The organism is Candidatus Zymogenaceae bacterium, from assembly GCA_016931225.1.
In the GTDB taxonomy this organism is placed as follows: Bacteria; Desulfobacterota; Zymogenia; order Zymogenales; family Zymogenaceae; genus JAFGFE01.
The window spans coordinates 1-26,898 of the sequence record JAFGFE010000006.1 but is presented as its reverse complement, the minus strand read 5'-3'; the positions used below and the strand labels follow the sequence as shown (position 1 = coordinate 26,898).

Here is a 26,898-nt window from a genome sequence, read left to right as displayed (position 1 = left end):
GGGGGGACGGGCAATATCGCCTCGTTGTTGTTGAATGTGCTGAATAACGAGATCGACGGCTCGAAGCGGCTTCGATTGAAAAAGAAGGCGGTCAGTTTGGTCATCAGAGGGCGTCATTGAAAAACGAGATGATCGTATCGACATAGCGCCGCCTGTCCGCAAAGTACGCCCCGCAGTGGTCGGCCTCGTCGTGCTCCCACACCCGGGCGTACACCGGCGCCGCCCGGGCCACCCGTCTCTGATGTTCCGGCGGTATCACGCTGTCCCTCCTGCTGATGACAAACAGCAGCTTTGTGGTATCAAGGCGCCCCGCAGCAGCCACCACGTCCAATCCTCGGGAGTCATATCCGTAGAGAATCCGTGTCCACCAGCGGGTCCAGAGTCTGACCAGTGTCAGCGGCAGTGGGATGCCGCGTTTTAATCGGTTCAGCACGATACTCTCTGATGACACGAAAGGGGAGTCGGCAACAACGGCCCGCACCCGATCATCCGACGCCGCCGTCACCAGTCCCAGGGACGCCCCCAAAGAAAAACCGATGATCCCGATCTGCGCACCGGGGATGCGTGACAGGGCGTACTCAACGGCCGCAGCCGCGTCGACCCGCTCAAGCTGCCCCATGCTCATGGTCGCCCGCATGCTCTCGCCGCATCCCCGGTAGTCGAACAAAAGCACGGAAAATCCGGTCTTATTCAAATAAGTCCCCACTCCCAGGAGGTCGGATTTCGTCCCCATGCGCCCGTTCAGTCCGATCACCGCCCGGGAGCCGGTTCCGGGAAGCCACCACCCCCGAAGCTCCACACCGTCTTCGGTAACAAAGGAGATTTTCTCGAAGGGGACGCCGGTCTCAAAGGGGGTGAAGACATACTGATCCTGATAGGTCTGGTTTTTTGGCCTGGAAAGATAGATGGAAAGGAGCGCCCCCGATGCCATCGGCACAAGCACAAAGAGAAACAGACATAACACAATCGTCAGCGTAATGAGTCCCATGTTTCCTTTCGTCCGGTCATGGTGGTGATGGTCATTGATTCACCGTCGGTCTTCAGGATCACCGCGCCGTCGAGATCGGTGCGAAACACCGATGCCCCGGCCTCAACAAGCCGCTCCAGTACGTCGTGTGCGGGCATGGAAAACCGATTTTCATACCCGCAGCTGATGACCGCCGCCCGGGGATGAACGACAGAAATGAGACTCCGGGAGCATGCGTCCCCCGCGCCGTGGTGGGGGACCTTCAGTACGTCTGCCTCCAGGGATATCGGGGATTCGAGTATTGTCACCTCGCCCCCGGCCTCGATGTCGCCGGTCATCAGAAGTTCAAAATCTCCGTATGATATCCGAAGCACAAGAGACGTGTTGTTATCCGTCGTGTCGGCGGCGACATCGGGAGGCGGGGCTATCGTTTCTATGATCACGTCATTGATGGAAACGGTCGGCGATTCGGCGGAAAGCGCCACCACGGGAATATTCCTTTTTGCCGCAAGGTCCATCAGAGGCGCCGTCGTCTCGTTTATCATTACCCGATCCGTGGTCACAAGACACTTCACCCGAAAATGGGAGAGGATGTATTCGGCCCCCCCGACGTGATCGATCTCCGGGTGGGTCAGCATCAGGTAATCGACCGTTCGCACCCGGCGATGGAGCAGGTACGGCCCGACCACGTATTCCCCCACGTCGAAGGTTCCACCGGAAAAGCCGCCGGCGTCGATGAGCATGGTCACCCCATCCGGCAACTCCAAAAGCGTCGCCTCTCCCTGGCCCACGCTGATGAACGTCGCGGTGAGCGTGGACGGGTGAAATCGTTCATGGGCGCGGTATCCAAGGTCCCCGGCCAACAGCATCAGGAGCACCGCGCCGAGCACCAGGGCGGTTCGGCGTGTCTCTCTGCGGCCGGCCCACCATATCACACAGATGATAATTCCGTATATCAGTACAAGCTCAAGGAGTGTGGGTGGGGGTATCAGAGGAATATCCGGAACTCTCTCTATCGCGGCACGAACCACGGCGTCGGCACGGTTCACCAGCCACGCGGCGATCTGGAGCACAAATCCTGCGGATGCGGGATGGACGAATACCAGGACCGTCGACAGCAGAAGGAGGGGCACCGCACCGAAGCCGAGGAGCGGCACGACGATGAAATTGAGGGGGATAGAGAGAACCGTAGCGCGAAAGAAGTAGAACGCGGAAAGGGGAATGACACCGATGAGGGCGGCGATTGATACCGACGCGAACTCATACCCCCGATACAAGAGCCTGTGCCACAGCGGGGGCGACACCCCCTTTCGCTCGAAGATGCGACGGCGCACAGGATCCGTCAGCAGCGGGAATATCAGGATAATGGCGAGCACGGCGACAAATGAGAACTGGAAGGACGCATCGAACAGTGAGACCGGAAAAACGACCAGTATCGCCGTCGCCGCAAGCCCCAGGGTGTTCAGGGTGTCCCGCTCCCTCCCTGTGGCGATGGAGAGGACGAGCGCCGTCACCATCACAGACGCCCTCACGGCGGTGAGACGGGGGCCGGAGATAACGGTGTAGAAGATCACGGGGACCAGGGCGAGTGCTGCGGCCCAGACGTGTGCCGACCGGGCGAGGGCGAATCCGGGAATCCTGACAAGAATGAAGAATGCCAGGGTGAAGAACACGACGAAGACGATGCCGACGTGCAGGCCCGAGATGGCCAGAATGTGTCCCATGCCTGTCTTGTAGTAGGCGTCGAGCAGGTCCGGGGGGATCGAGCCCCGCTCTCCCAAGGAAAGCGCCCGGAGCACTCCCGCCTCTTCACCGGGCACCGCACAAGAGATGGCCGTGCGGATGCCGGAGCGGATGTTTTCAACGGCGGCGGCGGGGCCAAAGGCCCCGCCCGGTATGACGAGGAGGGGATCGTCCGGGCCCACGAAGGAGGTGACGTATATGCCCTGTTTTATCAGGTATCTCTCGTAGTCGAATCCTCTCTCATTGTTGAAGTTCCGGGGGTGCCTGATGCGTTCGTGATAGAAGACGGTGTCTCCCGCCGATAATTCCGCGTGATCTCCGAGGATGGTGAGCCGCAGCCTTCCCTCATAGGGCGTCCAGGTTTCGTCCTCCCGTATGGAGACGTCGGATAGAACGACCCTGATGAGACCGTCGGTGACGTCCGGAGGTTCGGCCACCCGGCCGCAAACGGGCAGAGATTCGGAGGATGAAAACGCCGCGAGGCACCCCGCGCCTCTTTCGGGATGTATATGCGGCGTGATAAGGAGCATGCCGATGATGAAAAAGGCGAGAGACGAGGCGATGAAAAAGAGACGGGGCGCCCTGACAACTACAATCATCACCAGGAGCGCCCCTGAAAGTAAGAGCAGTATGGTAATCGGCACCTCGATCCGGTATCCCGCGAGAATTCCGCCGATAAGCCCCACGGTGAGGATCGGTAGCGGGTATCGGACCTGTATGCCTTTCATTTATGGATTGACGGAAACGATCTCGTTCACCGCGAAGCGCTTGATCTTTCTGGTGGAGGTTTTCGGGAATTCTTCCTCCCTGATCATGAATTCCTTGACCCGCTTGTAATCCGCAAGATTGGCGCAGTTGGCCCGTATCTCGGACCGGATGAGCTGCTGGACGTCCTTTTTCGTCAACTCCTTGATGTCCTTTTCCTTTGCGTACTCGTCCAGCGCCTCCTGGTTGGTGTATACCACCGCCCGAACCTCTTCGTCTGTGGTGCCCGGCTTATGGGCGTAGACCATCGCTTCCTCGATGTAAGGACTCTTGAGCAGTTCCGCCTCCACCTCTTCCGGATAGATGTTTTTTCCCTTTCCGGTGACGATCAAGTTTTTGGCGCGGCCCATGACGAAGAGAAAATTGTCGCTGTCGACGTATCCCAGATCACCGCTGTGATACCACCCGTCGGTGAGAACCTCCGCTGTGGCTTCGGGATTGTTGTAGTAGCCGACCATGACGTTCGGGCCCTTGATCCATATCTCACCGATGCCGTCCTCGTTCGGATTGTGGATCTTGATTTCCACGCCGGGCATGACCTTGCCCACCGAACCCAGGCGGTCGCCCCCCACCACGCTGTTGACCGCCACCAAGGGCGCGGTTTCGGTGATGCCGTAGCCGTTGTAGATCAATAGTCCCAGGTCCCGTAGGCCCTTCTGGAGGTCCGGGTCGAAGGACGCCCCGCCGCTGATAAAGGAGATATCGCCGCCCAGCTCCTGCTTGATCTTCTTTTGGATGATTTTTCTCGTGATCCGGTTGGAGTTCATGATGCGGCCGGCGGCTGAGGCGTTCACCTTCTGGCTCATGCGGGTATACAGCGCCTGATAGAGGGCCGGGACACCAAGAAAGAAGTTCGGTTTGATCTCGTTCAGGTTCTGTGCGACCTTCAGGAGCGATTCGGCGAAGGCAACCGTGCCTCCGAAATAGAGGGGGGCCAGCACCCCGCAGGACGATTCGTACACATGGTTGATGGGGAGAACCGAGAGGACTCGAATGCTATCGTCCACCTTCATGAGCGTTTGTACACCGCTGAAGTTGGTGAAGAGGTTCTCATTGGTGAGCATCACCCCCTTGGATTTACCGGTGGTGCCGGAGGTATAGAGGATAGCCACGATATCCCTGAAGCCCATCTCCCGCTCGATGAATGTTTCGTTGCCGAACAGCTCGTCGTAATACACCAGGTCCGGAATCCCTTCCCGGGTTTCGTTGATGCCGTGGGCGAAGTTGAAGAACAGGTCCTGCTTTGAGATGACGAGGTTGTTCTTCTTAACCTTGAGGTTGGAGAGCTTTTCATCGAACGAAAGCCACAGCTTTTCGATGTTCTCGATATCGGCGGCGTAATCACTCTTTATTTTTTTCACCAGAGAGAGCCACGCCTTTTCAATGTTGTGCATCTCCTTTCTCAACTCGGTGGGCATGTCCACCTCGGCCGGTTTATCCGGAATTGCAATGACTTTTTCGAGATTTTCAAGTGAAGCGTAGACCTCTTCGATCTTCGGCAGAAATTCCCGGCTGGTGATAACGAACTTCGCCCCGCTGTCCTCAAGGACATGGCGGATTTCCTGGGCCTTCAGCTCCTTGTCTATGGGTACAACGATGCCGTTATTTGTTGCTATAGCGAAATATGAAACAGCCCATTCGGGGCAGTTATGTGTCAGGAGTGCGACCTTGTCGTCCTTTTCCATACCCATATTAATCAGGCTCGTCCCCAGATCCTTGACCTGGTGCTCGAGTTGGCTATAGGTAGTGGGGACCCATTCTTTGCCCACTTTTTTCAACAACGCAGGCTTATCGGGAAATCTGCTGGCGCTCTGTGCCAGAATTTCCTTCAAAGTCATTTCTTTCATAGAAAGACTCCTGTATATAATTAATGACGATTCTAAAAAATATATCCCAAAACCGCGTCAAAATCAACAGATAAAATGGGCGTGATGCATGGAATGCCCGCCGTTCCCTCGATGGTGTGTCCAAAAAAAACGCATCACGAATGGATATGTGTGCCGGAATATCTCACAGATGCGGTTGCTGTGTGTTTTATGTCGATCATCTTTAAAGGTGTGTTCGACGGGAAACGACGGGACGGGGTGAAGCGAACACAGGAGCGGTCCGGCTTTCACAAAACCGCATCTTCCATGCTGAAATGGGCCATAATGGCGGCGGCCACGGCAGGTGAAATCCCCGGCACCTTCATCAGCTCCTCCAGTGACGCCTCCTGGATGTCGCCCAGGCGCTTGAAGTGATTGATGAGGGCCTTTTTCCTCTTCTCACCGATGCCGGGGATGTCGTCCAGGGAGGATTTGATCCCCCGTTTTTTTCTGAGCTTTCGGTGATAGGTGACGGCGAATCGGTGGGCCTCGTCCCTCAGCGCCAGGGCCGGAAACAGCGCCGACGCGCTTCCCCGAACGAGAATCGGATTCTTTCGCTCGGGGAGAAACACCTTGTCGGGGGTTCGATCGCCCCGTTTGAGATCACGCTCCTTGGCCACGGCCGCCAGCGGGATGTCACCAAAGCCCAGCTCCTCCATCACGGACCCGGCGATGTTCAGGTGCCCCCTGCCGCCGTCGATGAAGATGATATCCGGGCGGGTGTCGGCGGTAAGGTGTTTCATCCTGCGGGACAACACCTCCTTCATCATCGCATAGTCGTCCGCACCGTCCATACCCTTGATGCGGAAGTGACGATACTCGGAGGTGTCCGCCTCCCCATCGATGAACACGGCCATGGAGCCGACCGCCAGGGTTCCACCGACATTTGAAATATCGAAGCACTCCATCCTCCCGGGGGGCCCGGGAAGGCCCAGGCGCTGGGCCAGCGCCGAGAGCGCCACCTCCTTGCTTTCTCTGCTTCTTTTCCACTCGGAGAAGTTGCTCTCGGCGTTCTTGTCGGCCATGACCACAAGCTCCCTCAGCACTCCCCGCTTGGGTGTTTTGACCGTCGTCGGGTTGTGCTCGGAAAGCCACTGCTGGATCATGTCGTGATCCGGGATCTCCACAGGCAGGAGGATTTCTTCCGGTATGTAGCGGTCTCCGCGATAGAATTGCTCCACAAAGCTCTGAACCGCAAGGTCGTTTTCGTCCAGGATGTTTTTGAAGAGGGTATAGCGGCTCCCCATCAGCCGACCGCCGCGAATGAACAGGATGGAGAGGCCGAGGCTCAGGCCCTCCCGATAGACGCCGATGACGTCACGATCGACGAAGTCCAACGCCACGACCTTCTGGGTTTCAACCATCTTCCTGACGGCACTGATGCGGTCCCGGACCACCGCCGCCTCCTCGTACCGCATCGATTCAGAGAGCCGCTCCATCTCACCAGTCAGATCCCGGATGAGCGTGTCGTTCTTTCCCTCGAGGAAGAGGACGGACTGCTCCACCTGGAGGCGGTACGACTCCTCGTCGATGAGGCCACAGCAGGGGGCGCTGCACAGATGGATTTCATGGTAGAGACAGGGGCGACTGCGGTTTTTGAACTTGTGATCGCTGCACTGCCTGAGGAGGAAGGTGGCCGACAGCCACTTCAGGCTGTCCCGAACCGGCTTGGCGGCGGAGAAGGGGCCGAAGTACCGGGCGCCGTCCCGCTTCATGGAGCGGACGAAGGTGTATTTCGGGAACGGTTCGGCGGGATCGATTCGAAGGCAGAGGTAGTTCTTGTCGTCCTTCAAATCGACGTTGTATCGGGGACGGTATTCCTTGATGAGCGTCCCCTCGGTCAGGAGCGCCTCGTTTTCGGTATCGGTGAGGATGTAGTCGAAATCGGCTATATGGGATACGAGGATCTTCGTCTTGGGATCCTTCTTGTCGACGTTGGCGAAGTAGGAAACGACCCGCTTCTTCAATTCCCTGGCCTTCCCCACATAGATGATTTTCCCGGAGGCGTTTTTCATCATATACACCCCCGGACTGTTGGGAAGGGAGCCGATTTTTTCAGCCAACGCCTCTTGTATGGTTTCTTCCTGTTTCATCGACACACAACTGATCCTCTCAATAGGTTACACCTCGTTTCACCTCTCTGGTGATATCGGATTACGATGAAAACAGACACGATGCTTTCAACCGTTTTTCGTTTTGGCTATCACTCGAATTTCAATCAATGCGCCCTGTACGGCAAGCTCGGTTACTCCAACGGCGGTCCAGGCGGGATACGGCTCTCCAATAAATTCGTCTTTGACTTTCATGAATGCGTCAAGGCGGCTTCTCAACTCGACATGATATGTTGTCATGTCAATAATGTCCGAAAACGAAAGGCCCGCCGCATCGAGAGATTTTTCGATGGTCCTGAATGCCTGACGGACCTGTTCCTCGATATCGTCGGAAATAGAACCATCCAACCTCATACCGGTACATCCGGAAATGAATAGAAAACCTCCACATTCCATTGCGGGGGAGAAATGCCAGCGATCGTAATATATTCGCAATTCGGTGGGAATAATCGATTTCTTCTCCAAGGTCCTCCCCTTTTTTAGCGTGTATACGGGGAAAATCTGCGGACAAAGCGCCGCAGTCGATTTTCATTATACATGTAGTCCCATCAGGAATGCATGTTCTATTATAATCCCGCAGCCTTCGTTTCGCAACAGACACGGATCGTTCGAAGAGGTGCGGCGGCGGTTTTTTCTTGACAGCAAAGACCTCACGGTGCCACACTGCGGCAATGAAAAGACCGCCGATCACCATCCCGATTCTGCTCATCGGATTGATATCCGTATCGTTCGCAGCCATTTTTATCAAGTTGATCGGATCGTCGGGACCCGTACACCCGATTGTCATCGCCGCCTGGCGTCTTATCATGACTGCTGTGGTCATCATTCCGCTCGGGACGGTGGTGCTTCGCGGACGGCTGTGGACGGTCATGAAGAAACACGGCCTGATCCTGGGAATCGGCGGCATTTTGCTCGGACTTCATTTCATCTTGTGGATCGCCTCCCTCAACCTCACGTCGGTTGCAAGCTCCGTGGTGATCGTCTGCATGAACCCGATATGGGTGGGGCTTGCGTCTCACTTTGTGCTCAAGGAGCGCCCCGGAAGACATGAGGTGATCGGTATTGTTCTGGCGGTGGCGGGGGCGGTGATTATCGGGTGGGGGGATTTTTCGGTGTCGCACCGGGCGTTGCTCGGAGATCTCTTGGCCCTGGGCGGGTCGTTTCTCATGAGCGGGTACATGCTCTTGGGACGCCGGGTGCGGGTGGATGTGAGCCTGCTTGAGTACATCACGCCTATCTATACCGTAGCGGCCCTGGCGGTGGCACCCTTTGCGCTGGTCATGGACCTCCCCCTGGGGGGATATTCGGGAAAGGTATATCTCCTCCTTGCCGCCCTTGCGATCATCCCGCAGCTCATCGGCCATACCTCGTTCAACTGGGCCCTCAGGTACGTGACGGCCACGATCGTGGCGGTGACAATACTGGGAGAACCGGTGATCGCAACGGTCCTCGCGTATTTCATTCTCCATGAATCCGTCACCGCAGTGGTTGTCGCGGGCGGGATCATCACGCTCATCGGCATCGGGGTGGTCCTGGCGAAATCGGGGAATGCACACGACGAATGATCTTCCCGCGTCGAAGGTGCCGTGTTAACAAATGTGCTTTTTTCTTCATATTTAAATTTCATGAGAGCCCTGATTGTGGTAGAATAATTTGTTTTTTGTTCAAACGGAAAAGCAGAGATACATGGAAACACTTTATACTATGAGACATCCATTACAGCGCTCACTGATTATGATCGTTCGAGTTGTTGTTCTCATTGGGATCATCGCCGTTGCCACGACCGACTGCTCTTTGAGCGGGTCCGATCCCTCGGCCTCCGTGCTGTATCAGGATGGGATCGTTGAGATACTCCCCGCAGGCTCCGATACCTGGACGCCCTTTGTTGCGGGCACTCCCGTAAGCGAGGGCGACGAGCTTCGGACGTACGCCGAAGGTTCGGTGGAGCTTGAGCTTCCCGACGGGAGCGTGCTCCTGATCGGCCCCAACAGCCACGTGGTGATTCGTGAAATGGGGATGGTGGAGATGACCAGGAAGGACACCACCCGATTGGAGCTGGTGTTCGGTAGGGTGCGGGCGCTGGTGGTGTCCCGTCCGGAAGAGGCGGGTCTTTTCGAGGTGGAGACGGAAAACGTCACGATCGGCGTCCGGGGGACCGACTTCGGTGTGGTGCATGACAAAGAGGCCCAGCGAACCGATTTGATATGCCTCGACGGCACGGTGGCGGTGGAATCCAAAGAGAAAGGGGCGAAGGGGATGGAGCCCATTCTGGTCGCCGCGAACGAGGGATTATCCGCCATCACGGGCGTGCTCCCAGGATCACCTCAGAAGCTGACAAAGGATGTGATCGACCGCTTCCAGCGGGAGATGACCCTGAACAGCGAGCGGGCGAAGGAGCTGTTGAAAAAGGGAGGGAGATACCTGGAGGACAGCGGGGAGAAGGTGGTCGACGGAGTCGAGGGAGGGGTGGAGAAAATCGGGGATGGTGCGTCCGACGGGGCCGATGTCCTGAAATCCGGTGGTGAAAAGGCGATAAAGGGCGTAAAGAAAATATTCAAATAGTCCACGGATAATAAGACGTCACGGCTCCGTTCACCCATAGTGAATCGGGTCGTAATAATCGATTTTCCGACTCTCGCATAAAAGCCGGCGTATTGTGCCGGCTCTTTCTTTTATAAACAAACGGCGGCGGCATCGATCCCAATGGAGGTAAGCCGTCCCGGTCGTTTTTTTAAAAGGCCCACGTCACGAACGGCGTGCGTGTTGGAATCATTGGGTCCCGGTTTTCGTGACGGTAATGTACATTACTGTCGATACACTCCAAGTTCCCGGCGTTCGATTTCCAGGACCTTGTCCCTGAGTATCGCCGCAGTTTCGAAATCGAGGTCGCGGGCGGCCTGTCGCATCCTGGTCTTGAGCTTTTGGATATACCGCTTGACCTCCGCAGGGGATTTGAAAAGGATCTCCTCTCCCTCCTTGCCTTCGGCGATTTGGGCTGGGACGGTCACGTAATCTCTTTCATATATGGAGTGAAGGACGTTGCTGATACCCTTCTGAATCGATTCCGGGGTAATGTGGTGTTCTGTGTTGTATGCCTCCTGGATGGATCGGCGACGGGTCGTCTCGTCGATGGCCGCCTGCATGGAGTCGGTGATCTTGTCGGCGAAGAGGATGACCGTGCCGTTGACGTTTCGGGCCGTGCGACCGCTGGTTTGGATCAACGACCGGGTGGAGCGCAGGAAGCCCTCCTTGTCCGCATCAAGGATCGCCACCAGTGATACTTCCGGTATGTCCAGACCCTCCCGCAAAAGGTTGATGCCTACCAGAACGTCAAAGCTTCCCAGGCGTAAATCCCTGATGATTTCCATTCTTTCTAAAGTCTCCACCTCCGAGTGGAGATACCTCGTCTTGATTCCCAGCTCTTGGTAATAGGTCGTCAACTCCTCGGCCATGCGCTTGGTCAGGGTGGTCACAAGCACCCGTTCCCCGCGATCCACACGCTCCCGGATCAGGTCGTGCAGGGTGTCCACCTGGTGCATCGCCGGTCTGATGTCGATAACCGGATCCTTCAGTCCCGTGGGTCGAATGATCTGCTCCACGACCACGCCGCCGGTCTTTTCCATCTCAAAGTCCGCGGGCGTCGCCGAGACGTAGACGACCTGGTTGGTCATCCCCTCAAATTCCTCGAAGCTGAGTGGGCGGTTGTCCAGGGCGGAGGGAAGGCGAAATCCGTATTCGACCAGCGTAGTCTTGCGGGAGCGATCCCCCCGATACATGCCGCCTATCTGCGGCACGGTGATGTGAGATTCGTCGATGATGAGGAGCCAGTCGTCGGGAAAATAATCCAAGAGGACCGGCGGGGGGTCCCCCGGATTTCTGCCGGTGAGAAGTCTCGAGTAGTTCTCGATGCCCTGGCAGTATCCCATTTCCCGGAGCATCTCGAGGTCGAACCCGGTTCGCTCTTCAATCCGCTGGGCCTCCACCAGCTTGTTGGAGTCGCGAAAGAATTGAATGCGATCCACAAGCTCGGTCTTGATGTTTTCTATGGCGACCAAAAGCCGCTCTCGGGGCGTTACGTAGTGACTGCCCGGATAGAGATACACTTCACCAAGCTCCTCCAGAACCGTCCCCCTGAGCGGATCGATATACTTGATCGTCTCCACCACATCCCCCCAGTATTCCACGCGAATCGCCCGGTCGTCCTCGTAGGTGGGGAATATCTCCACCGTATCCCCCCGGACGCGAAACGTTCCCCGGGAGAAATCGATGTCGTTTCGATCGTATTGGCTCTCCACCAGCCGGAGCAGCAGGTCGTCCCGGAAGAGCACCTCGCCCGCGATGATCGGAATGACCATGCCGGCGTATGTATCGGGAGATCCCAGGCCGTAGATGCACGATACCGATGCCACGATGATGACATCGTCCCGGGCCAAGAGCGAGTGGGTGGCGGAGTGACGAAGCTTGTCGATCTCCTCGTTGATGGAAGTGTCTTTTTCGATGAACGTGTCGGTACGGGGGATGTACGCTTCGGGCTGGTAGTAGTCGTAATAGCTGACAAAATACTCCACGGCGTTGTGGGGAAAGAGTTCCTTGAATTCGGCGTAGAGCTGGGCCGCCAGGGTCTTATTTGGGGCGATGATCAGTGAGGGACGGCCGACGTTTTTAATGACGTTGGCTATGGAAAAGGTTTTTCCCGAGCCGGTCACGCCCAGCAGTACCTGGTGCTTGTCTCCCCTGATGAGTCCGTTGGTCAGTTCGTCGATGGCCCTGGGCTGGTCCCCCTTGGGCATGAATTCCGTGACCATGTCAAAAACATGGTCGCCCCGATTTCGTCTGTTTCGTGTGGCGCCGGTGGACATGAATCCCCTACGTAATTTATGGAAGGCAAATTAACATTATACCAGATTGATACGGGTTGGCAAGACATCGATGAATCACAATATGGGAAACGAAAAACAAACGGCGATACCGGAGAGATATCGCCGTTTGAGAGAAATCGGCCAATCGAAAGCCGGATAAAAAAAGAGCTTTCCGATGATGCTATGTGGTTTTCGCCTGGAATGACGACAGAAGGTGTGAGAGCATTTCCATGAATTCCGGCCGGGAGGCGGCTTCCGCCAAGTGGGCGTGTTCGGTGGCCAGGTGAACGAGGAGATCCGTTCCGAATGAGCCGTACATCATCCGCTTGATCGCGCCCGAGACCGACACCGGAATCCTCGCCACCTGTTCGGCCGCCTTCTGGGTCTCCTCGCGAAACGTCTCCTCGGGAAAGAACCGGGTCACCAGTCCCGCCCGAACAAGATCGTCTTCCGTCAGATCATCGGCCAGCAGCGCCGCCTCCAGCGCACGGGAAAGGCCGACCATCCTCGGCAGGCTGAAGTTTATCCCGCCGTCGCCGGTCAGGCCGATGCTGGAATATGCGTATCTGAGCTTTACCCGTTGTGTGGCAACGCGAATGTCGCACGCCAAGGCAAGGGCCGCGCCGTATCCGGCGGCCTGGCGGTTGACGGCCGCGATGACCGGTTTGGGAGATTGTCTAATCTCTGCGATGGCCCGGTGGGCGATGGTGGCGAGGATTTCGATGCGCTTTCTCGGGTTTGGGTCACCCGAGACCTCCAATACATCGGCACCGGCGGTGAAGGCCTTCCCCTCGCCGGTAATGACGATCACCTTGACCGTGTCGTCCTCGAGATGTGAGGTCAACACGCTGATGGCCTCTTCGGCCATTTTCGTGCACAGGGCGTTGAGAAGTTCGGGGCGATTGAAGATGAGCCAGCCGACCGGCCCCCGGGTTTCGCTGATCACATATCGATAGTTCATCTGTGTGCCTTTCTTCGGTGCGGTATGAAGTGATTACACGGTTATCCTTTTTTGTTCAATCCTGAAACACGCCGTGCGAGCCTCTTGCGGCGGACGCTCAATGCGTACCGAATGCGACCGAGACAGCCGGTCAGCTCAATCAGAAACAAGAGGAGGTACGGACGGAAAATCCAGATACGTCCCGTCTTCGGCGGCGTTTTCGACTTCAGGCTCGGGTCCAGGATCACCTCGCCGATGATGATCCCCTCGCCGTCGGCCATCTGTTCAATAACGACGCCATCGGAATCGGCGATGGCGGAAAGGCCCGGAAAGCGCGACGTCTCCCGCATGCCGAAGGTCCAGGGAAGCCGGGAGGAAAAGATTCCCCGCTTGTTGCAGTAAACCACCGGGACTCCCAGAGCCCGGGCGTAATGGGCGGGCAGACGCTTCATATCATCGATGCTCCGATTCACCGTTCCATGAGGCGTGAAAAGCCCCACGGAGCTGATCGGCGCTGAGTGGGGCATGAGGACGATATCCGCCTTCTGTGAAAAGAGGTCCTTTAGTGTGAATGAGCGTTGATTCTCATAGCAGATTCCCACACCAACGATTCCCAGGTCCGTCTCGATCACGTGATCATTACGCACACCCCGGAAGAAGTGGTTTTCGAAAGACGCGGGCGTTTGTTTTCTGACCGTGCCCGCCACGTTCCCGTCGGGGTCGGTCAGAACGAATGTGTTGTAGAAGTGGCGGCCGTCCGCCTCCAGGAAACAGCCGCCGATCCACACCGACAAATCACTCGATCGTTGCTTAAGCCATCTGACGGTGGGGCCGTCGATGGTCTCGGCGGAGTACCAGATGTCCGGGGTGTACGAGTATCCGGTGGAGAAAAACTCCGGCAGGAGGATGAGCCGTGCACCCAGGCTGGCGGCGTCCTCCACGAAATGGGCGGCACGGGAGAGGTTTGTGTGAATCGAGTCGTTCACGGACTCCATCTGCACCGCCGCCACGAGCAGCTTTTTCCCGCGAGTTGACGTTGCAGTGCCGATGTCTTTTTTCTTCTCGGGCATGTCGCGCCGCCTCTATTGGTTCCTCATTTCGCCTTCCAGGTCGTCCCGTCGGGGCCGTCTTCCAGGATGATGCCACGCTCGGTAAGCTCATCCCTGATCCGGTCCGCCGTGGCGAAGTCCTTTTGGAACCTCGCATCGGCCCTCTGCTGGATGAGCTTTTCTATTTCGCCGGCATCGATATCCATGTCCGAAAGCTTCCGGCCTTTCACCTCATCGAAGTATTGGGCCGGGGCTCTATCGAGGATTCCGAAGACGTCGAGGGCCGGTTGTATGAGCTCCCAGGCGTTTTTCAGGGCCTCCTTTGCCTCCGCCCCCGGGTTCGGCAGTTCGTCAAGCAGACGATTGAGGATATGGACGAGATCGAAAAGCCTACCCAGTGACCGTGCGGTGTTGAAGTCGTCGTCCATCGATTCGGTGAACTCCTCGATGAACTGCGCAGGCGCTTGGGTCAACTCCTCAGGGATGCCGTCGCCGCCGTTCGTGTCGCCTTCGAAGATCGATAGTATCCGCTCCTTCATGGCGTACAGACGATCCAGGGCCTCCTGGGCGTCGTGAAGGTTCTTGTCGGAGAAGTCGATGGGGCTTCGGTAGTGGCTTGATATCAGGAAAAAACGAAGCACTTCCGGGTGATAACGCTCAAGGATATCCCGAATCGTCTTGAAATTGCCCAGGGATTTGCTCATTTTTTCCTGGTCTATGTTCACAAAGCCGTTGTGCATCCAGTAGCGGACGAAGGGTTTTCCGCTGGCGGCCTCGGACTGGGCGATCTCGTTTTCATGGTGAGGGAATACCAGGTCCTTTCCACCGCCGTGGATATCGATCGTCTCGCCCAGGATGCCGCTGCTCATGGCGGAGCATTCGATGTGCCAGCCCGGCCTTCCCGCACCCCAGGGGCTGTCCCACGACGGCTCGCCCGGTTTGACCCCTTTCCAGAGCACGAAATCAAGCGGGTTTTCCTTTTTCTCGTCCACGTCGATTCGCGCGCCGGCAATCATGTCGTCCAGGTTTCTCCCGGAGAGCTTCCCGTATTCCGTGAATTTTTTTACCGAATACATCACGTCGTTTCCCGCCTGATAGGCATATCCCTTCTCCATAAGCTTCGTGATGAGATCGATCATCCAGTGAATGGACTCGGTGGCTTTCGGCTCGTGGTCGGGTCTGAGAAGCCCCAGGGCGTCCATATCCCGATGGTATTCTTCGATGAATCGCTCGGACAATTCTTTAGTGGATATTCCCGATTCGCTTGCCCGATTGATGATTTTATCATCTATGTCGGTGAAATTGCGCACGTAGGTGACGTCGAACTGTTTATACTTCAGATAGCGGTACACCACGTCGAACACCACTTCCGATCGGGCATGGCCGATGTGTGAGAAGTCGTAGGCGGTGATCCCGCATTTGTACATCCTGATCCTCTTCGGCTCAAGCGGTTCGAATGATTCTTTCTTCCCGGTCAGGGTATTGTAGATGGTGAGTGTCATGGTCTTTTCCGTACATGGATGGAATTGTGAGCATTCATAACACAATTCAGGAACGCGGTCAAGATATTGTCCTCCGTGTATGACGAACGGCCGCATCTATTTTCCGGTATGCGCGTCGCCTGTACTTTCTTCACTCTTATATATGTCTTGGGGGGGGTATGTTTGTTTACTCATCCGGTGTGCGGAAGAATTGGCCTTGACAACGGCGAGGGTTTGGTTTACCTTCTTATGATGCTATGATAATTGAGAGATCCGGTCGGAGCGGTTCGGCGCCGAACCGGCGGGAAAGTTGAATCAATAGACGGGGAGCGGGGAAGCGCTATGAATAATCGGCCGGAGACATTTCCACTGAAGGGTCAACTGCTCTATGCCAGCGGCAATTTGGGTTGGACCATGGTTGATCGAATTTGGATTACCTTCATGCTCTATTTCTATCTCCCCCCGGCGGAGTCCGGAATGACGGAGCTGATATCCAACCGGACATTCCTGGGATTTCTCACGGTGATCGGACTCGCGACGATTCTCGCCCGAGTGGTGGATGCGGCGGCGAATCCCCTCGTGGCTTCATGGAGCGACGGAAACGAATCCCCCCTGGGCAGGCGGAAAATGTTTTTGCTCTACGGAGGCCTCCCCCTGGTCGTGTTGTTGGTGATGCTGTTTTTTCCACCGTCGCCCGAGGCGGGAACGCTGAACGCCGTCTGGATGATCGTTATCCTGAGTCTGCTCCTATTTTTCCTCACCATCTACGTGGTGCCGTGGTGTGCGTTGCTGCCGGAGCTGTCTCACACAAAAAACGAGCGGATCAACATCGCATCCATGCAGGCGGGATTTAGAATGATCGCCCTGGTGATTGTGATGATCGGCGGATTCGCCCTGTGGGACCTGTTTGAGGGATGGGGCATGGATAAGGGCCGAGCACTCCAGGTGACGATCCTCGTCTTTGGATTGATCGCTTTGGTTGCGTTATACCTTCCCCTCATCACTCTCGATGAGGAGCGATACACAATCTCCACTCCATCAAAAATAGGGCTCATCGAATCCCTCAAGCTGACTTTTGCCAACAAGCCCTTTATGCCGTACTTGTTCGGGACGATTTGCCTCTGGTTTGCGTTCAATATCGTTTTCCAGTCGACGATCTACTATGTGACCGTGCTTCTGGGAAAACCCGAATCCTTTACGAGCGCGGCGTACGGAATGGTTATGGGGGTTGCATTCGTCTTTTTCCCGATTCTCAACCTCCTCTCACGGAAGATGCTCAAAAAACATATCATGATCACGGGCCTGATACTTTTTCTCATATGCGGATTTACGCTCTACTTTCTGGGATCGGACGCCATCCCGGTGCCGAAGACCACTCAAGCACTGGTTTTATTTGGTTTGTTCGGCATCCCTGTGGCCGCCCTGTTGCTGCTCCCGAACGCCATACTCGCGGATATCGCCGAATATGACTCGATTAAAACCGGCACAAACAGGGAGGCGATGTATTTCGGCGCCCAGGGATTGCTCCACAAGGTGAATCTCGGACTTTCCACCCTGGTCCTCGGTTTTTTGTTGACCGAGTTCGGCAAGGACGCGGCGCAATCCATGGGTATTCAGCTGACCGGCCCGGTGGTGGGTATCGTGTGCATTTTCGGGATTATCCTGTTCTCCATATATCCCGAACAGGAGGTGCTGGGGGTATTGGAGGAGAACCGACGGGCGGGTGGGATCGTATTTTGAGCAGAGTGAGCCTATTGTTTTCTCATGGTGAGTGTGAAAGCGGCTGTGAAATGACTAACTGCTGATACGCTTTTTCAAAAAGGAGCGGAACATGGCGACACGAGTTGAGAAATTCCCACTGTGGGGTAAGTTGCTCTATGCCAGCGGTAATATCGGCTTCACCATCGCGGATCGCATCTGGGTGGTGTTCATGCTCTATTTTTTCCTTCCCCCGGCGGAGTCCGGGATGCCCGAGCTGATATCCAACAAGACCTTTTTCGGCGTGCTGACCGTCGTCGGGGTGATGACGCTTTTTGGGCGTATTGTGGATTCAATCGCCGATCCGATTATCTCAAACTGGAGCGACCGGAGTAAATCCCCCCTGGGCCGTCGGCGGTTTTTCCTAATTTTCGGGGGACTCCCCCTGATGGCCTCATCGGTTATTCTCTTTTTGCCGCCCGTCCCCTATGCCAGCGTCGCCAACGCTGTCTGGATGGGATTCTGGCTCGGCGTGCTGTTGTTTTTCTTCACATTTTACGTGGGTCCGTGGCTTGCGCTGATTCCGGAACTGACCCATAACGATACGGAGCGGGTCAACCTGACCCTTCTGCAGGCGGCCTTCGCCCTGGTCGGCGTAATTATCGTGATGATCGGGGGGTATGCTCTATGGGGATTTTTAGAGAAAACCACCGGCATGGACAAGAGCACGGCGCTCCAGGTGACGATCGGCATCCTCGCCGTCATCGGACTTGTTTTTTGTTACATCGCGGTCATCCCCATCAACGAGAAGCGATACTGTGACTCCGCGCCGTCGGAAATCGGCCTGATCGACTCACTGAAGCTCACGTTGAAAAACAAGCCGTTTTTGATCTACCTTTTCGCCACAATCTGCCTCTGGTTCGCCCTCAACATTATATCTCAGGCCGCAACCTACTACGTGACGGTGCTTTTAAAAAAGCCGGAATCCTTCGCCACGGTGGTGTTCGGGGCCGTTTTCGGAACGGCGCTGATATTCTTCCCGATTCTGAGCTTTTTGAACCGATTCATCTCAAAAAAAACCATTATGGTGGTATCCACCCTGATTTTCGCCGTTTTCGCCCCGTTGACCTACTACCTGGGAACCGACGTGCTCATCCTGGACCCGATGGTACAGGCGTATATCATTTTTGCCTTTGTCGGCATTCCGGTGTCGGCGCTTCTTGCGATACCCAACGCCATGATTTCCGACCTGGCCGAGTATGACGCCATTACCACCGGAAGCAAGCGGGAGGGTATGTATTTCGGCGCTCAGGGACTGTTCCAGAAGATAAACCTCGGCATCTCCACGCTCATCCTCGGCTATCTCTTTGCCACCTTCGGCAAGGATATCGCGAATCCCCTCGGCGTCAAGCTGTCCGGTTTGGTTGTGGGTGTTGTGTGCCTCATCGGTGCCATCCTCTATATTCTCTATCCCGAAAAGGACGTGCTGGCGGTTGTGGAAAAACACCGGGCCGAGGTGATAGTGGAGAAATAGTGTTCGGGGCAAGAGGAAATACGTACATGATGCGACTGTTTATCGCCGGTGTGATCGCATGCGCCGTTCTGCTTGGGGGGATGTCCGCCCGGGGATTCGAGACGGAATATGCCGTGATTATCGGTGAAGAGGTGCGCGTATTCTCCAGGCCAACGATGCACGCCGGGACCGTCGTCACCATCGACGGCAACGGTGAGATGAAGGAGGCGGTGTGCATCCTCAATCGCCTGGAGGAACCGGAGACGATCGACGGGGTAACCGATCACTGGTATTTCATCAGGTATCGGGGCGTCGAGGGATGGATATTCGGTACGTATCTCCTCCTTGACGATAAGGAGGCGAGGAAGTCGCTGGTGGAAGTTCCGTCGTACTTCGATCGGATAAACAGTGTATACGAAGATATCGAGGAGGAATCGTTCAAAAACGCCGCCCGAACGGCCGAAGGGATCGTTTCCGACATCGAGGCGAATTTCTCCCGCCAGCAGATCGAGAACAGCCCTCTGCTTTTGGAGTTGATCCTGACCGCACTGGTTACCCGGGGAGAGGCCCTGGTATACCTGGGTAAGTATGATGACGCACACGATGTGTTCGACTATCTCACGAAGGCATATCCGGACGCCCGTATGGAGCTTGAGGCGGTTACCGTCGACGAATTGGTCGTTCCGTATCTGTCATATATTGCATGTGAAAAGGATATCAAGCTTTTTGAAAACCCGGGGGAGTGCCGGGATGTGGTCATTGCCGCTCTTGAGGGGAGGGACCTCCAGACGCTTTCCGACATGGCGATACCGGGGATTTTTGAAATCTGGATGGCGTACACCGACTGGGTGGTGAAACTGGGGGACGAATCACTGACAGGCCAAACCTGGCTGACCGATTCGTTTGACGACGCCTGGCAGATCATCGAAGTGGATACCCTGACCGATCGCACGGACGATGTCTCGGGGTATTGCGTGGTAACCGGACCCTGGAAGATCGACTATTTCGGGCGGCAGGTGAATCGGGCCGACTTCTGCATAGATCGGGTGCCGGGTACCGGGAAATACGCCTTCACGTATCTGATCCTCTACTCACCGCCGGATGAGGGGGCCACCCCGGGTCGGTGATCGGATACACCTACTACCATCACGTATGTAAAACAAGGAGCATGGTTGTATGAAACGATGTGAAATTTTATTGATTGGTATGGGAGCCCTGATGATACTGGCGTGCACCGTGATCGGCTGCAAGTCCACGCCGAAACCGGCATACGTAGCACCGCCCGTGAATATTGCCACCTACAAGTCGGTATATCTCGAGGTGGCGTATGACCCCGTCTTATTGGTGACGGTGGAAGACAAAAAACGTCTGATCGCCAATTTTTCCGAGTACCTCACTCAGGCCGGATTTCTGGTTACGATGAAGCCCGAGCGGGCGGATATGATCATGAAGGTTTCCATCGACGAACTGATACTCTCCGACCGCAACGAGCGGCTCGCAAAACGCATCACATTCGGTCTGAAAAAGGGGGAATCGCTCATCGTCTATTCGGCGCTCTTCACGGACGCCCGAACATTTCAGGAAATTACGAAAACCGAGGGGAGCGCAAAGGCCAAAGGTTATTTCCCGTCCGAGCAGGATATCAAGGACAAATTTCTCACCATTATGGAACAGGACATCATGGAGTTCATGTCGTCGTCATCGATGTTCTAAAAAATCCCGGTGAGTTAAAATGGAATCGGCGACGCCCGGCGGTGTGTCGTTGTTTCCGGGATACATCGGCATATTCCGTGTATCGGGAGGAGAAACGGGACACATAATGATAGCCCTTTTTTTGTAACGGCCGGATCGGCTGAGAGACGGGGATGCACGGCGCGCGTTTTCCATTCGTGAGCTGTTGCTCGGCGGGATCAAATCACGAACGAGTTTCAGCGAGTTATCTGAGAGGAGGGGCGGCCTTTCTCATCGACAATTCGATGTGAGAGAGTCGACGGCGGACACCAGAGAGGAAACAATATATGAAAAACATGACGGAGCCTCAGAAGAAGGGGGCGCATCTGGCCCTGATCGATAAAGACATGCCGGATGAAATAGAGGTCGACGGAGCGCTCTGGAAGAAGACCAGGGAATACAAGCATGATTTCTTCGCCGTCACCGGTTCCTACGAATCTTCCGAAGGGCAAAAAGCCATGTTGAAGATATATCGTCCCAACTGGTGGTACGGTATGCCGGTGTTTCTTCTGTCATACTTTTGGGTGCGGCACGAAAAGAAGGTGTACGACAAGATGGCGGACACGGGTTTTACGCCCCGATTTATCGGGCGATACGAAAAGACCGGCATGCTGATCGAGTTCATCGAAAGCGTAAACCTCCTGGATAAGCCGGACCTGGATTCCACCTTCTTCGACACCCTTGAGGAAATCATCGGGACAATGCATGAGAGGGGCATCGCCTATGTCGACGCCGACAAGCCAGACAACTTCCTGGCGTCGATCGACGGTCGTCCATACGTGATCGACTTTCAGCTCACCTGGGTTCAACCCTTCTTCCCCTTGCGTCTTCTGACCTGGCCGATTTTTTATATCCTGGCGGACGCCGATATATACCATGTCAGAAAGCATCGGCGCAGGTTCCTGCGGCATGAAAATCTCCCTAAATACATGCCCTGGTACATCAGGATTCACCGATACTTTTCGGTGCGGGTCAGAAGGTTTCGTCATCGATTCATGCCGAATTACCATTAATAACAACGCATGGAACACAGACACAGCTTCCAATGAGGGCGGGTGTGTGTCTGTGAGTATCCTCTGACGTTCATCGGTCGATATCCGGGCGGGTAGTGGTGGGGCGACGTTTGAAAGATACCGGATAGCGATTTCCTGTAGTTGTGTATGCATCACATCATTGTTCTCATTAAGCTTATATCGATCTACCTTGCCGTGGGCGCCGTTGTGGGGGCCAATGCGGGATTTATCGGCGGAGGCGGCGGCTCCATTACCGTGCCGGTTCTTATCTACACGTTCACTCTGCTCGGATATCCGCTGAACGCGTCCGTCCATACCGCCGTGGGGACGTCTCTGTTTCTTATCTTCGTCTCGGGGCTTTCGGGATCCCTGGTACACATAGCCAAAAAATCAATCCATTTCAAAATATTCGCTGCCCTTGCGTCGGCGGGCGTCGTGGGCGCGTGGGTGGGGGGAGCCCTCTCCATCCACATTAACGGAGACGTCTTCAAAAAGCTCCTGGCGGTAATGCTCTTATTACTGGTGTATCGCATTCATCGCGATGAGAAGGAAAACGACCCGGACGGCATCGACGCAGGCGCCGGAGGCTTCGACGTGGAGGCGGACCAGCCGGTGAGTATCTACGTGCTGTCCATCATCACGGGTTTCCTGTCCGGTTTTTTATCCGGTTTTTTCGGCATCGGCGGCGCCATCGTCATGCTTCCGGCCTCCATGTACCTGTTGAAATTCTCCCCCCTGGAGGCCGTGGCGCATTCCACCTGTCTCATGATGGTGACGGCCTTCATCGGATTTCTCACACAGGTCTATTACGGCCTGGAGGCGGAGTCACTGCTCCCGGGCTCCATCGGCTATTTCAACTACACGGCGGGTATTCCGATGGCGATCTCTGGGATCGTCGTGACCCGGTGGGCCGCCGCCCGGGTGCACATGATCGATCATGATAAAATGCGAAACGTCCTGCTGGTCGTGCTGGTGATCGTCGCTTTTGTGATGGTGGTGAAATAGCGCAGGATAACCGCATCGCACCGGGGGTTTCCCTTGATTTCCCGGGTCGATTGGAGTATATAAACAAACACGGATTGTTGGAACAATGGAGGATTCATGAGTCCGGGAAGACGACCGACATTGGTTATCATGGCGGCCGGTATGGGATCGCGATACGGGGGGCTGAAACAGCTCGATCCCGTGGGACCGTCGGGAGAGCTTTTGATTCACTATTCACTCTACGATGCTCATCTTGCCGGATTCGACCGTGTGGTGTTTGTCATTCGGCAGGATTTCGAAGAGGAATTCAAAGAGCGTATCACGCCGTTCAGCCCGAAGGGCGTTGATCTCGTGTATGTTTACCAGGACGTATCCGATCTCCCCAAGGGACGGACAAAACCCTGGGGGACCGGGCACGCGGTGCTGGTGTGCGATTCCGCGATAGACGGCCCCTTCGGCGTGATCAATGCCGATGACTATTACGGACGAAGCGCCTTTCAGACGCTGTATGATTTCCTGAAGAGCGATCGGTGCACCGAGCGGACCTACTGCATGGTCGGATATCTACTGAGGAACACCGTCAGTCCCCACGGGGCGGTCACCCGGGGGGTCTGTCGGGTCGCAGACGGCGCATTGACGGGAATTAATGAGACCGGCGGCATTGAGCTGAGGGGCGGAGAGATCGGTGTTGAGGAAAACGGAATCTGGAAGGTCTTCGATCCTTCGTCGCCGGTTTCGATGAATATCTGGGGATTCGACTCGAACCTGTTTCTGTATCTCAAGGATCGCTTTGCATCCTTCGTAACATCCGCCGAGGGGAATCCGAAGGAGGAATTTCTCATACCCGAGGTCATCGGCGACCTGGTCAGGGAGGGGGCGCTCCGGGTGGATGTGCTTGAAACGGATGAGGTCTGGTTCGGCATGACACACCCGGAAGACCGCCGTATCGTCACCGAAAAAATCGCACAGATGGTCAAGGACGGGATCTACCCTCAGTCGCTGGGATGAAAGAGATCGAAGACAGAGAGCACCTGGTGAAGGTGGCCCGGCGTTTTGACGTCGGCGGGGATGTCTCGTCGATCGTCCGCCATGCCACGGGCCACATCAACCATACCTATATCGTCACAGCCGGCGTCGGCCGTGATGCGGAACGCTGTATCCTTCAGCGGATCAATACCGACGTGTTTACCGATCCGGCGGCGTTGATGGACAATATCCTCCAGGTGACCGGGGCGGTATCCCGGCGGGTCGAGGACAGGGGAGGGGACCCGAGACGGGAGTCATTGACCCTGGTCATGACGACCGACGATGATCACTCCCATGTATGCGATCGGGGCGGTTTCTGGCGGTGCTACCGCTTAGTGGAGGGGAAAACCCACAACGCCGTCCCCACAGGTCCTTCGGGGATCGACCTGGCCCGGAGCGCAGCCTGTGCGTTCAGACGATTCCAGCGGGATATCGCATCTCTCGATACGACCGGCTTCCATGAGCCGATTCGCGATTTTCACAACACACCGGCTCGATATCGGGCCTTTGAAGAGGCGCTGCATGGTGATGTATGCAAGAGGGCCGGTGAGGTGATTGCTGAGATCGATTTCTGCCGTGAGCGCCGTGACCTGTGCGATGCAATCACACGCCCCCTCGAGTTGGGGGAGATACCCCAAAGGCTCGTACACAACGACACGAAGATAAACAACATCATCTTTCAAAACGGCGCGTCTCACTCGTCGAGGAAAACATGCGTCATTGACCTGGATACCGTCATGCCCGGGTCGGTCCTGTTTGATTTCGGGGACCAGGTTCGCACAACGGTCTCACACGCGGAGGAGGATGAGCGGGATCTCGAAAAGGTACGCTTGGAGCAGCCGCTGTTCGAGGCGCTGGTCGCGGGATATCTTTCGGAGGCGGAGGACTTTCTGACTGATCGGGAAAAGGGGCTTTTAGTGACGGCGGGCCTCGTTATCACCTTCGAAACCGGGCTTCGGTTCCTGACCGATTACCTCATGGGCGATTGTTATTTCCACATCATTCGACCGGGACACAACCTGGATCGCGCCCGCACGCAGTTTTGCATGGTGGAGCTGATGGAAAAGAGCAAGGATGGCCTTGAGAGTATCGTTCATCGATACACATGATGGGTCCAGCAAGAAAACGATATTGAACGAAGAGTGATACTGTTTTTTTATATGAGGATGACATGAAATATGCCGGGCGTGCTCTGTTCATCACGATATGCTGCATGGTGCTTGTAACTGCGGCGGTGTCCGCACCCGCCGGGGAGGAGCGATGGATAGAGGTGGAGGGTGTCGAAAACGTGCGGGACATCGGCGGGTATCCGGCGGGAGACGATACCCTGGCATGGGGGAGGATCTATCGGTCGGCCGACATCACCGGCATAACGGACACGGGGATCGCCGTCCTCGAAGGACTCGGTGTGGTGACGGTGGTGGACCTTCGCCCCCATCCGGATGCAGAGGCGCTTACAGGTCGCCTCGAGGCGTCGGGCATACGTTTGGTCTCCCTCCCCATGGAGAAGGATGAACTCAGTGACAAGGCCGAGTTCTATCGGAGGATTATCGTGCTGGGGAGGGACAGCCTTGCGGAACTGTTGTTCCTGGCGGCGGATGAACGTGCGCTCCCGATGCTGCTCTTTGACGGGGAGGGGACGGACGAGGTGGAGGTGGCGGCGATGCTCCTGATGGGGGCGGCGGGGGTCTCCGGCGACGACCTGGTTCGTGATTATCTCCTCTCCAACCAGGCAGGCGCCGACGTGCGGGAGGAGTGGGGTCGCCATATCGTGGACTACTTCGACGAATACGGCGGTATCCGATACTACACGCAATCGATTCTCAATGTACCGACGACGACAATTGATCTCATACACAACAATCTTATCCGATAAGGAGGAAACATGGGGGGACCGCTGGAAGGAATACGCATTGTCGATTTTACGCGTCTTTATCCCGGACCGTTTGGAACGCAGATGCTGGGGGACATGGGAGCGGAGGTCATCAAGGTGGAGGACAAGAACTCACCTGACTATATCCGCTTTTTCCCGCCCAAGATCAAGGACGAGGGGGCGGGATACCTCGCCGTCAATCGAAACAAGAAGAGTTTCGTCATTGATATCAGATCGGACGAGGGGAAGGAGCTGTTTCTGAAGCTGATGGAGAAGTCGGACGTGGTGGTGGAACAGTTCAGACCCGGCGTGATGGACACAATGGGCCTGGGGTACGAGACCGCGAGGAAGAGAAACGAGAGGATCATATACGCCTCCATCACCGGATTCGGACAGACGGGACCCTACTCCCAGATACCGGGGCACGACATGAACTATATGGGCCTTGCGGGCATCAGCGATGTCATCGGTCCCAAGGACGGCCCCCCGGTGATTCCGGGCATCCAGGTAGCGGATGTCGCCGGCGGCGGCCTTATGTCCGTCATCGGCATACTCGCCGCCCTCGCGGCCAGGGAGCGTACCGGCAAGGGCCAGCATGTGGACATATCCATGTTTGACGGCGTCCTCCCGTTTATCGGGATGATTTACGCAAATTACCTTGCCGGCGGCGGCCTCCCGGAGCGGGGAAACACCTTCCTCTCGGGAGCGTTGGTGTGTTACAATATCTATCAGACCAAGGACGACAAGTACATCACCCTGGCGGCGTTGGAATATAAATTCTGGAAGCGGGTGTGCGAGCTGATCGATAGAACGGAATATACCGACAAGCAGTACGCCGAGGGTGAGGAGCGAGACAGGATCCATAAGGATCTGACTGATCTGTTTTTGACGAAGACGAGGGACGAGTGGCTCGAGATATTCCGGGGTGAAGAGTCCATGACAGACGGAGTCTTTTCGATCGATGAGGTCGAAAACGACCCCCACGCCAAGGCGCGGAACATGATTATAGAAATGGATCATCCCACCGCGGGGAAGGTCAAGGGCATCGGGCTCCCTTTAAAATTTTCGGGAACCCCCGCAACGGATATTGTGCCACCGCCGGCGCTGGGGCAGCACAATACGGAGATACTGACCCTTATCGGGATTGACGAAAAAAAGAGAGAGGAGTTACAAAAGAAGGGAGTGGTGTTGTAATGTGACAAGATTAACTTGACTTGACAGTTGAAAAGAAAGGTGGTCAGATACCTCCTGGCAAACAACTCAAAAAGTTGAAGGAGGAT

Annotated in this window: 21 protein-coding genes; 12 read left to right on the top strand and 9 right to left on the bottom strand. The window is 55.9% G+C overall.

Annotated features, from left to right (window positions below; all coding sequences use genetic code 11):
- Window positions 1–103: 103 nt before the first annotated feature.
- The 5 genes from JW885_02195 to JW885_02175 all read right to left on the bottom strand — a co-directional run bounded on the left by JW885_02195 (window position 104) and on the right by JW885_02175 (window position 7,916).
- The gene (locus tag JW885_02195; protein ID MBN1880960.1) at window positions 104–988 is read right to left on the bottom strand and encodes an alpha/beta fold hydrolase; all 885 of its coding nucleotides are present in this window, start codon (window positions 986–988) and stop codon (window positions 104–106) included.
- Window positions 970–3,438: a DNA internalization-related competence protein ComEC/Rec2 gene (locus JW885_02190; protein ID MBN1880959.1), complete on the bottom strand. Its 2,469-nt coding sequence runs from the start codon at window positions 3,436–3,438 to the stop codon at window positions 970–972. The genes JW885_02195 and JW885_02190 overlap by 19 nt, the downstream gene beginning before the upstream one ends.
- The gene (locus tag JW885_02185; protein MBN1880958.1) at window positions 3,439–5,322 is read right to left on the bottom strand and encodes an AMP-binding protein; all 1,884 of its coding nucleotides are present in this window, start codon (window positions 5,320–5,322) and stop codon (window positions 3,439–3,441) included.
- Window positions 5,323–5,588: 266 nt separating this feature from the next.
- A complete protein-coding gene (gene uvrC, locus JW885_02180) occupies window positions 5,589–7,433 on the bottom strand; it encodes an excinuclease ABC subunit UvrC (protein MBN1880957.1) in 1,845 nt (614 codons plus the stop codon).
- An 87-nt stretch (window positions 7,434–7,520) separates the two neighbouring features.
- Complete coding sequence (locus JW885_02175) at window positions 7,521–7,916, bottom strand: RidA family protein (GenBank protein ID MBN1880956.1); 396 nt, start codon at window positions 7,914–7,916, stop codon at window positions 7,521–7,523.
- A 206-nt stretch (window positions 7,917–8,122) separates the two neighbouring features.
- Between JW885_02175 and JW885_02170 the strand changes: the two genes are divergently transcribed.
- Window positions 8,123–9,016, top strand: coding sequence for a DMT family transporter (locus JW885_02170; protein MBN1880955.1), 894 nt, complete (start codon window positions 8,123–8,125; stop codon window positions 9,014–9,016).
- Between the two features lie 139 nt (window positions 9,017–9,155).
- A complete protein-coding gene (locus tag JW885_02165) occupies window positions 9,156–10,013 on the top strand; it encodes a FecR domain-containing protein (protein ID MBN1880954.1) in 858 nt (285 codons plus the stop codon).
- Between the two features lie 242 nt (window positions 10,014–10,255).
- Here the strand turns inward: JW885_02165 and uvrB are convergent, their stop codons facing one another.
- From uvrB to JW885_02145, 4 genes are all read right to left on the bottom strand, one after another.
- Window positions 10,256–12,310, bottom strand: a complete 2,055-nt coding sequence (gene uvrB, locus JW885_02160) for an excinuclease ABC subunit UvrB (protein ID MBN1880953.1) — start codon at window positions 12,308–12,310, stop codon at window positions 10,256–10,258.
- Window positions 12,311–12,491: 181 nt separating this feature from the next.
- Complete coding sequence (locus JW885_02155; GenBank protein ID MBN1880952.1) at window positions 12,492–13,271, bottom strand: enoyl-CoA hydratase/isomerase family protein; 780 nt, start codon at window positions 13,269–13,271, stop codon at window positions 12,492–12,494.
- Between the two features lie 41 nt (window positions 13,272–13,312).
- Window positions 13,313–14,320, bottom strand: a complete 1,008-nt coding sequence (locus JW885_02150) for a carbon-nitrogen hydrolase family protein (protein MBN1880951.1) — start codon at window positions 14,318–14,320, stop codon at window positions 13,313–13,315.
- Between the two features lie 23 nt (window positions 14,321–14,343).
- Window positions 14,344–15,801, bottom strand: a complete 1,458-nt coding sequence (locus JW885_02145) for a cysteine--tRNA ligase (protein ID MBN1880950.1) — start codon at window positions 15,799–15,801, stop codon at window positions 14,344–14,346.
- Between the two features lie 321 nt (window positions 15,802–16,122).
- On the opposite strand from JW885_02145, the gene JW885_02140 reads away from it, so the two are divergent.
- The 10 genes from JW885_02140 to JW885_02095 all read left to right on the top strand — a co-directional run bounded on the left by JW885_02140 (window position 16,123) and on the right by JW885_02095 (window position 26,812).
- Entirely contained in the window at window positions 16,123–17,520 is a 1,398-nt protein-coding gene (locus JW885_02140) for an MFS transporter (GenBank protein ID MBN1880949.1), read from the top strand.
- 91 nt (window positions 17,521–17,611) lie between these two features.
- Window positions 17,612–19,012: an MFS transporter gene (locus JW885_02135; protein MBN1880948.1), complete on the top strand. Its 1,401-nt coding sequence runs from the start codon at window positions 17,612–17,614 to the stop codon at window positions 19,010–19,012.
- A 26-nt stretch (window positions 19,013–19,038) separates the two neighbouring features.
- Complete coding sequence (locus JW885_02130; protein MBN1880947.1) at window positions 19,039–20,118, top strand: hypothetical protein; 1,080 nt, start codon at window positions 19,039–19,041, stop codon at window positions 20,116–20,118.
- A gap of 49 nt (window positions 20,119–20,167) precedes the next feature.
- Window positions 20,168–20,704: a hypothetical protein gene (locus tag JW885_02125; protein ID MBN1880946.1), complete on the top strand. Its 537-nt coding sequence runs from the start codon at window positions 20,168–20,170 to the stop codon at window positions 20,702–20,704.
- Window positions 20,705–21,009: 305 nt separating this feature from the next.
- Window positions 21,010–21,735, top strand: coding sequence for a hypothetical protein (locus JW885_02120; protein MBN1880945.1), 726 nt, complete (start codon window positions 21,010–21,012; stop codon window positions 21,733–21,735).
- A 147-nt stretch (window positions 21,736–21,882) separates the two neighbouring features.
- Window positions 21,883–22,740 carry a sulfite exporter TauE/SafE family protein gene (locus JW885_02115; protein ID MBN1880944.1) on the top strand — a complete coding sequence of 286 codons (858 nt, stop codon included), beginning with the start codon at window positions 21,883–21,885 and terminating at the stop codon, window positions 22,738–22,740.
- 96 nt (window positions 22,741–22,836) lie between these two features.
- Window positions 22,837–23,727 (top strand): nucleotidyltransferase, encoded by an 891-nt coding sequence (locus JW885_02110; protein MBN1880943.1) that lies wholly within the window; start codon window positions 22,837–22,839, stop codon window positions 23,725–23,727.
- The gene (locus tag JW885_02105) at window positions 23,724–24,854 is read left to right on the top strand and encodes a phosphotransferase (GenBank protein ID MBN1880942.1); all 1,131 of its coding nucleotides are present in this window, start codon (window positions 23,724–23,726) and stop codon (window positions 24,852–24,854) included. Before JW885_02110 ends, JW885_02105 begins: the two co-directional genes overlap by 4 nt.
- A 62-nt stretch (window positions 24,855–24,916) precedes the next feature.
- A complete protein-coding gene (locus JW885_02100) occupies window positions 24,917–25,621 on the top strand; it encodes a tyrosine-protein phosphatase (protein MBN1880941.1) in 705 nt (234 codons plus the stop codon).
- Window positions 25,622–25,630: 9 nt separating this feature from the next.
- On the top strand, window positions 25,631–26,812 hold the full coding sequence (locus JW885_02095) for a CoA transferase (GenBank protein ID MBN1880940.1): 1,182 nt from the start codon (window positions 25,631–25,633) through the stop codon (window positions 26,810–26,812).
- Window positions 26,813–26,898 lie beyond the last annotated feature (86 nt).

Excerpts from the sequence above, each read along its gene's own strand:
- JW885_02135 (MBN1880948.1), top strand. The coding sequence starts at position 17,612 with ATGGCGACACGAGTTGAGAAATTCCCACTGTGGGGTAAGTTGCTCTAT.
- JW885_02165 (MBN1880954.1), top strand. The coding sequence starts at position 9,156 with ATGAGACATCCATTACAGCGCTCACTGATTATGATCGTTCGAGTTGTT.
- uvrC (MBN1880957.1), bottom strand. The coding sequence starts at position 7,433 with ATGAAACAGGAAGAAACCATACAAGAGGCGTTGGCTGAAAAAATCGGC.
- JW885_02195 (MBN1880960.1), bottom strand. The coding sequence starts at position 988 with ATGGGACTCATTACGCTGACGATTGTGTTATGTCTGTTTCTCTTTGTG.
- JW885_02125 (MBN1880946.1), top strand. The coding sequence starts at position 20,168 with ATGAAACGATGTGAAATTTTATTGATTGGTATGGGAGCCCTGATGATA.
- JW885_02095 (MBN1880940.1), top strand. The coding sequence starts at position 25,631 with ATGGGGGGACCGCTGGAAGGAATACGCATTGTCGATTTTACGCGTCTT.
- JW885_02140 (MBN1880949.1), top strand. The coding sequence starts at position 16,123 with ATGAATAATCGGCCGGAGACATTTCCACTGAAGGGTCAACTGCTCTAT.
- uvrB (MBN1880953.1), bottom strand. The coding sequence starts at position 12,310 with ATGTCCACCGGCGCCACACGAAACAGACGAAATCGGGGCGACCATGTT.
- JW885_02105 (MBN1880942.1), top strand. The coding sequence starts at position 23,724 with ATGAAAGAGATCGAAGACAGAGAGCACCTGGTGAAGGTGGCCCGGCGT.
- JW885_02190 (MBN1880959.1), bottom strand. The coding sequence starts at position 3,438 with ATGAAAGGCATACAGGTCCGATACCCGCTACCGATCCTCACCGTGGGG.
- JW885_02100 (MBN1880941.1), top strand. The coding sequence starts at position 24,917 with ATGAAATATGCCGGGCGTGCTCTGTTCATCACGATATGCTGCATGGTG.
- JW885_02130 (MBN1880947.1), top strand. The coding sequence starts at position 19,039 with ATGATGCGACTGTTTATCGCCGGTGTGATCGCATGCGCCGTTCTGCTT.
- JW885_02185 (MBN1880958.1), bottom strand. The coding sequence starts at position 5,322 with ATGAAAGAAATGACTTTGAAGGAAATTCTGGCACAGAGCGCCAGCAGA.
- JW885_02150 (MBN1880951.1), bottom strand. The coding sequence starts at position 14,320 with ATGCCCGAGAAGAAAAAAGACATCGGCACTGCAACGTCAACTCGCGGG.
- JW885_02120 (MBN1880945.1), top strand. The coding sequence starts at position 21,010 with ATGAAAAACATGACGGAGCCTCAGAAGAAGGGGGCGCATCTGGCCCTG.
- JW885_02145 (MBN1880950.1), bottom strand. The coding sequence starts at position 15,801 with ATGACACTCACCATCTACAATACCCTGACCGGGAAGAAAGAATCATTC.
- JW885_02155 (MBN1880952.1), bottom strand. The coding sequence starts at position 13,271 with ATGAACTATCGATATGTGATCAGCGAAACCCGGGGGCCGGTCGGCTGG.
- JW885_02110 (MBN1880943.1), top strand. The coding sequence starts at position 22,837 with ATGAGTCCGGGAAGACGACCGACATTGGTTATCATGGCGGCCGGTATG.
- JW885_02115 (MBN1880944.1), top strand. The coding sequence starts at position 21,883 with ATGCATCACATCATTGTTCTCATTAAGCTTATATCGATCTACCTTGCC.
- JW885_02170 (MBN1880955.1), top strand. The coding sequence starts at position 8,123 with ATGAAAAGACCGCCGATCACCATCCCGATTCTGCTCATCGGATTGATA.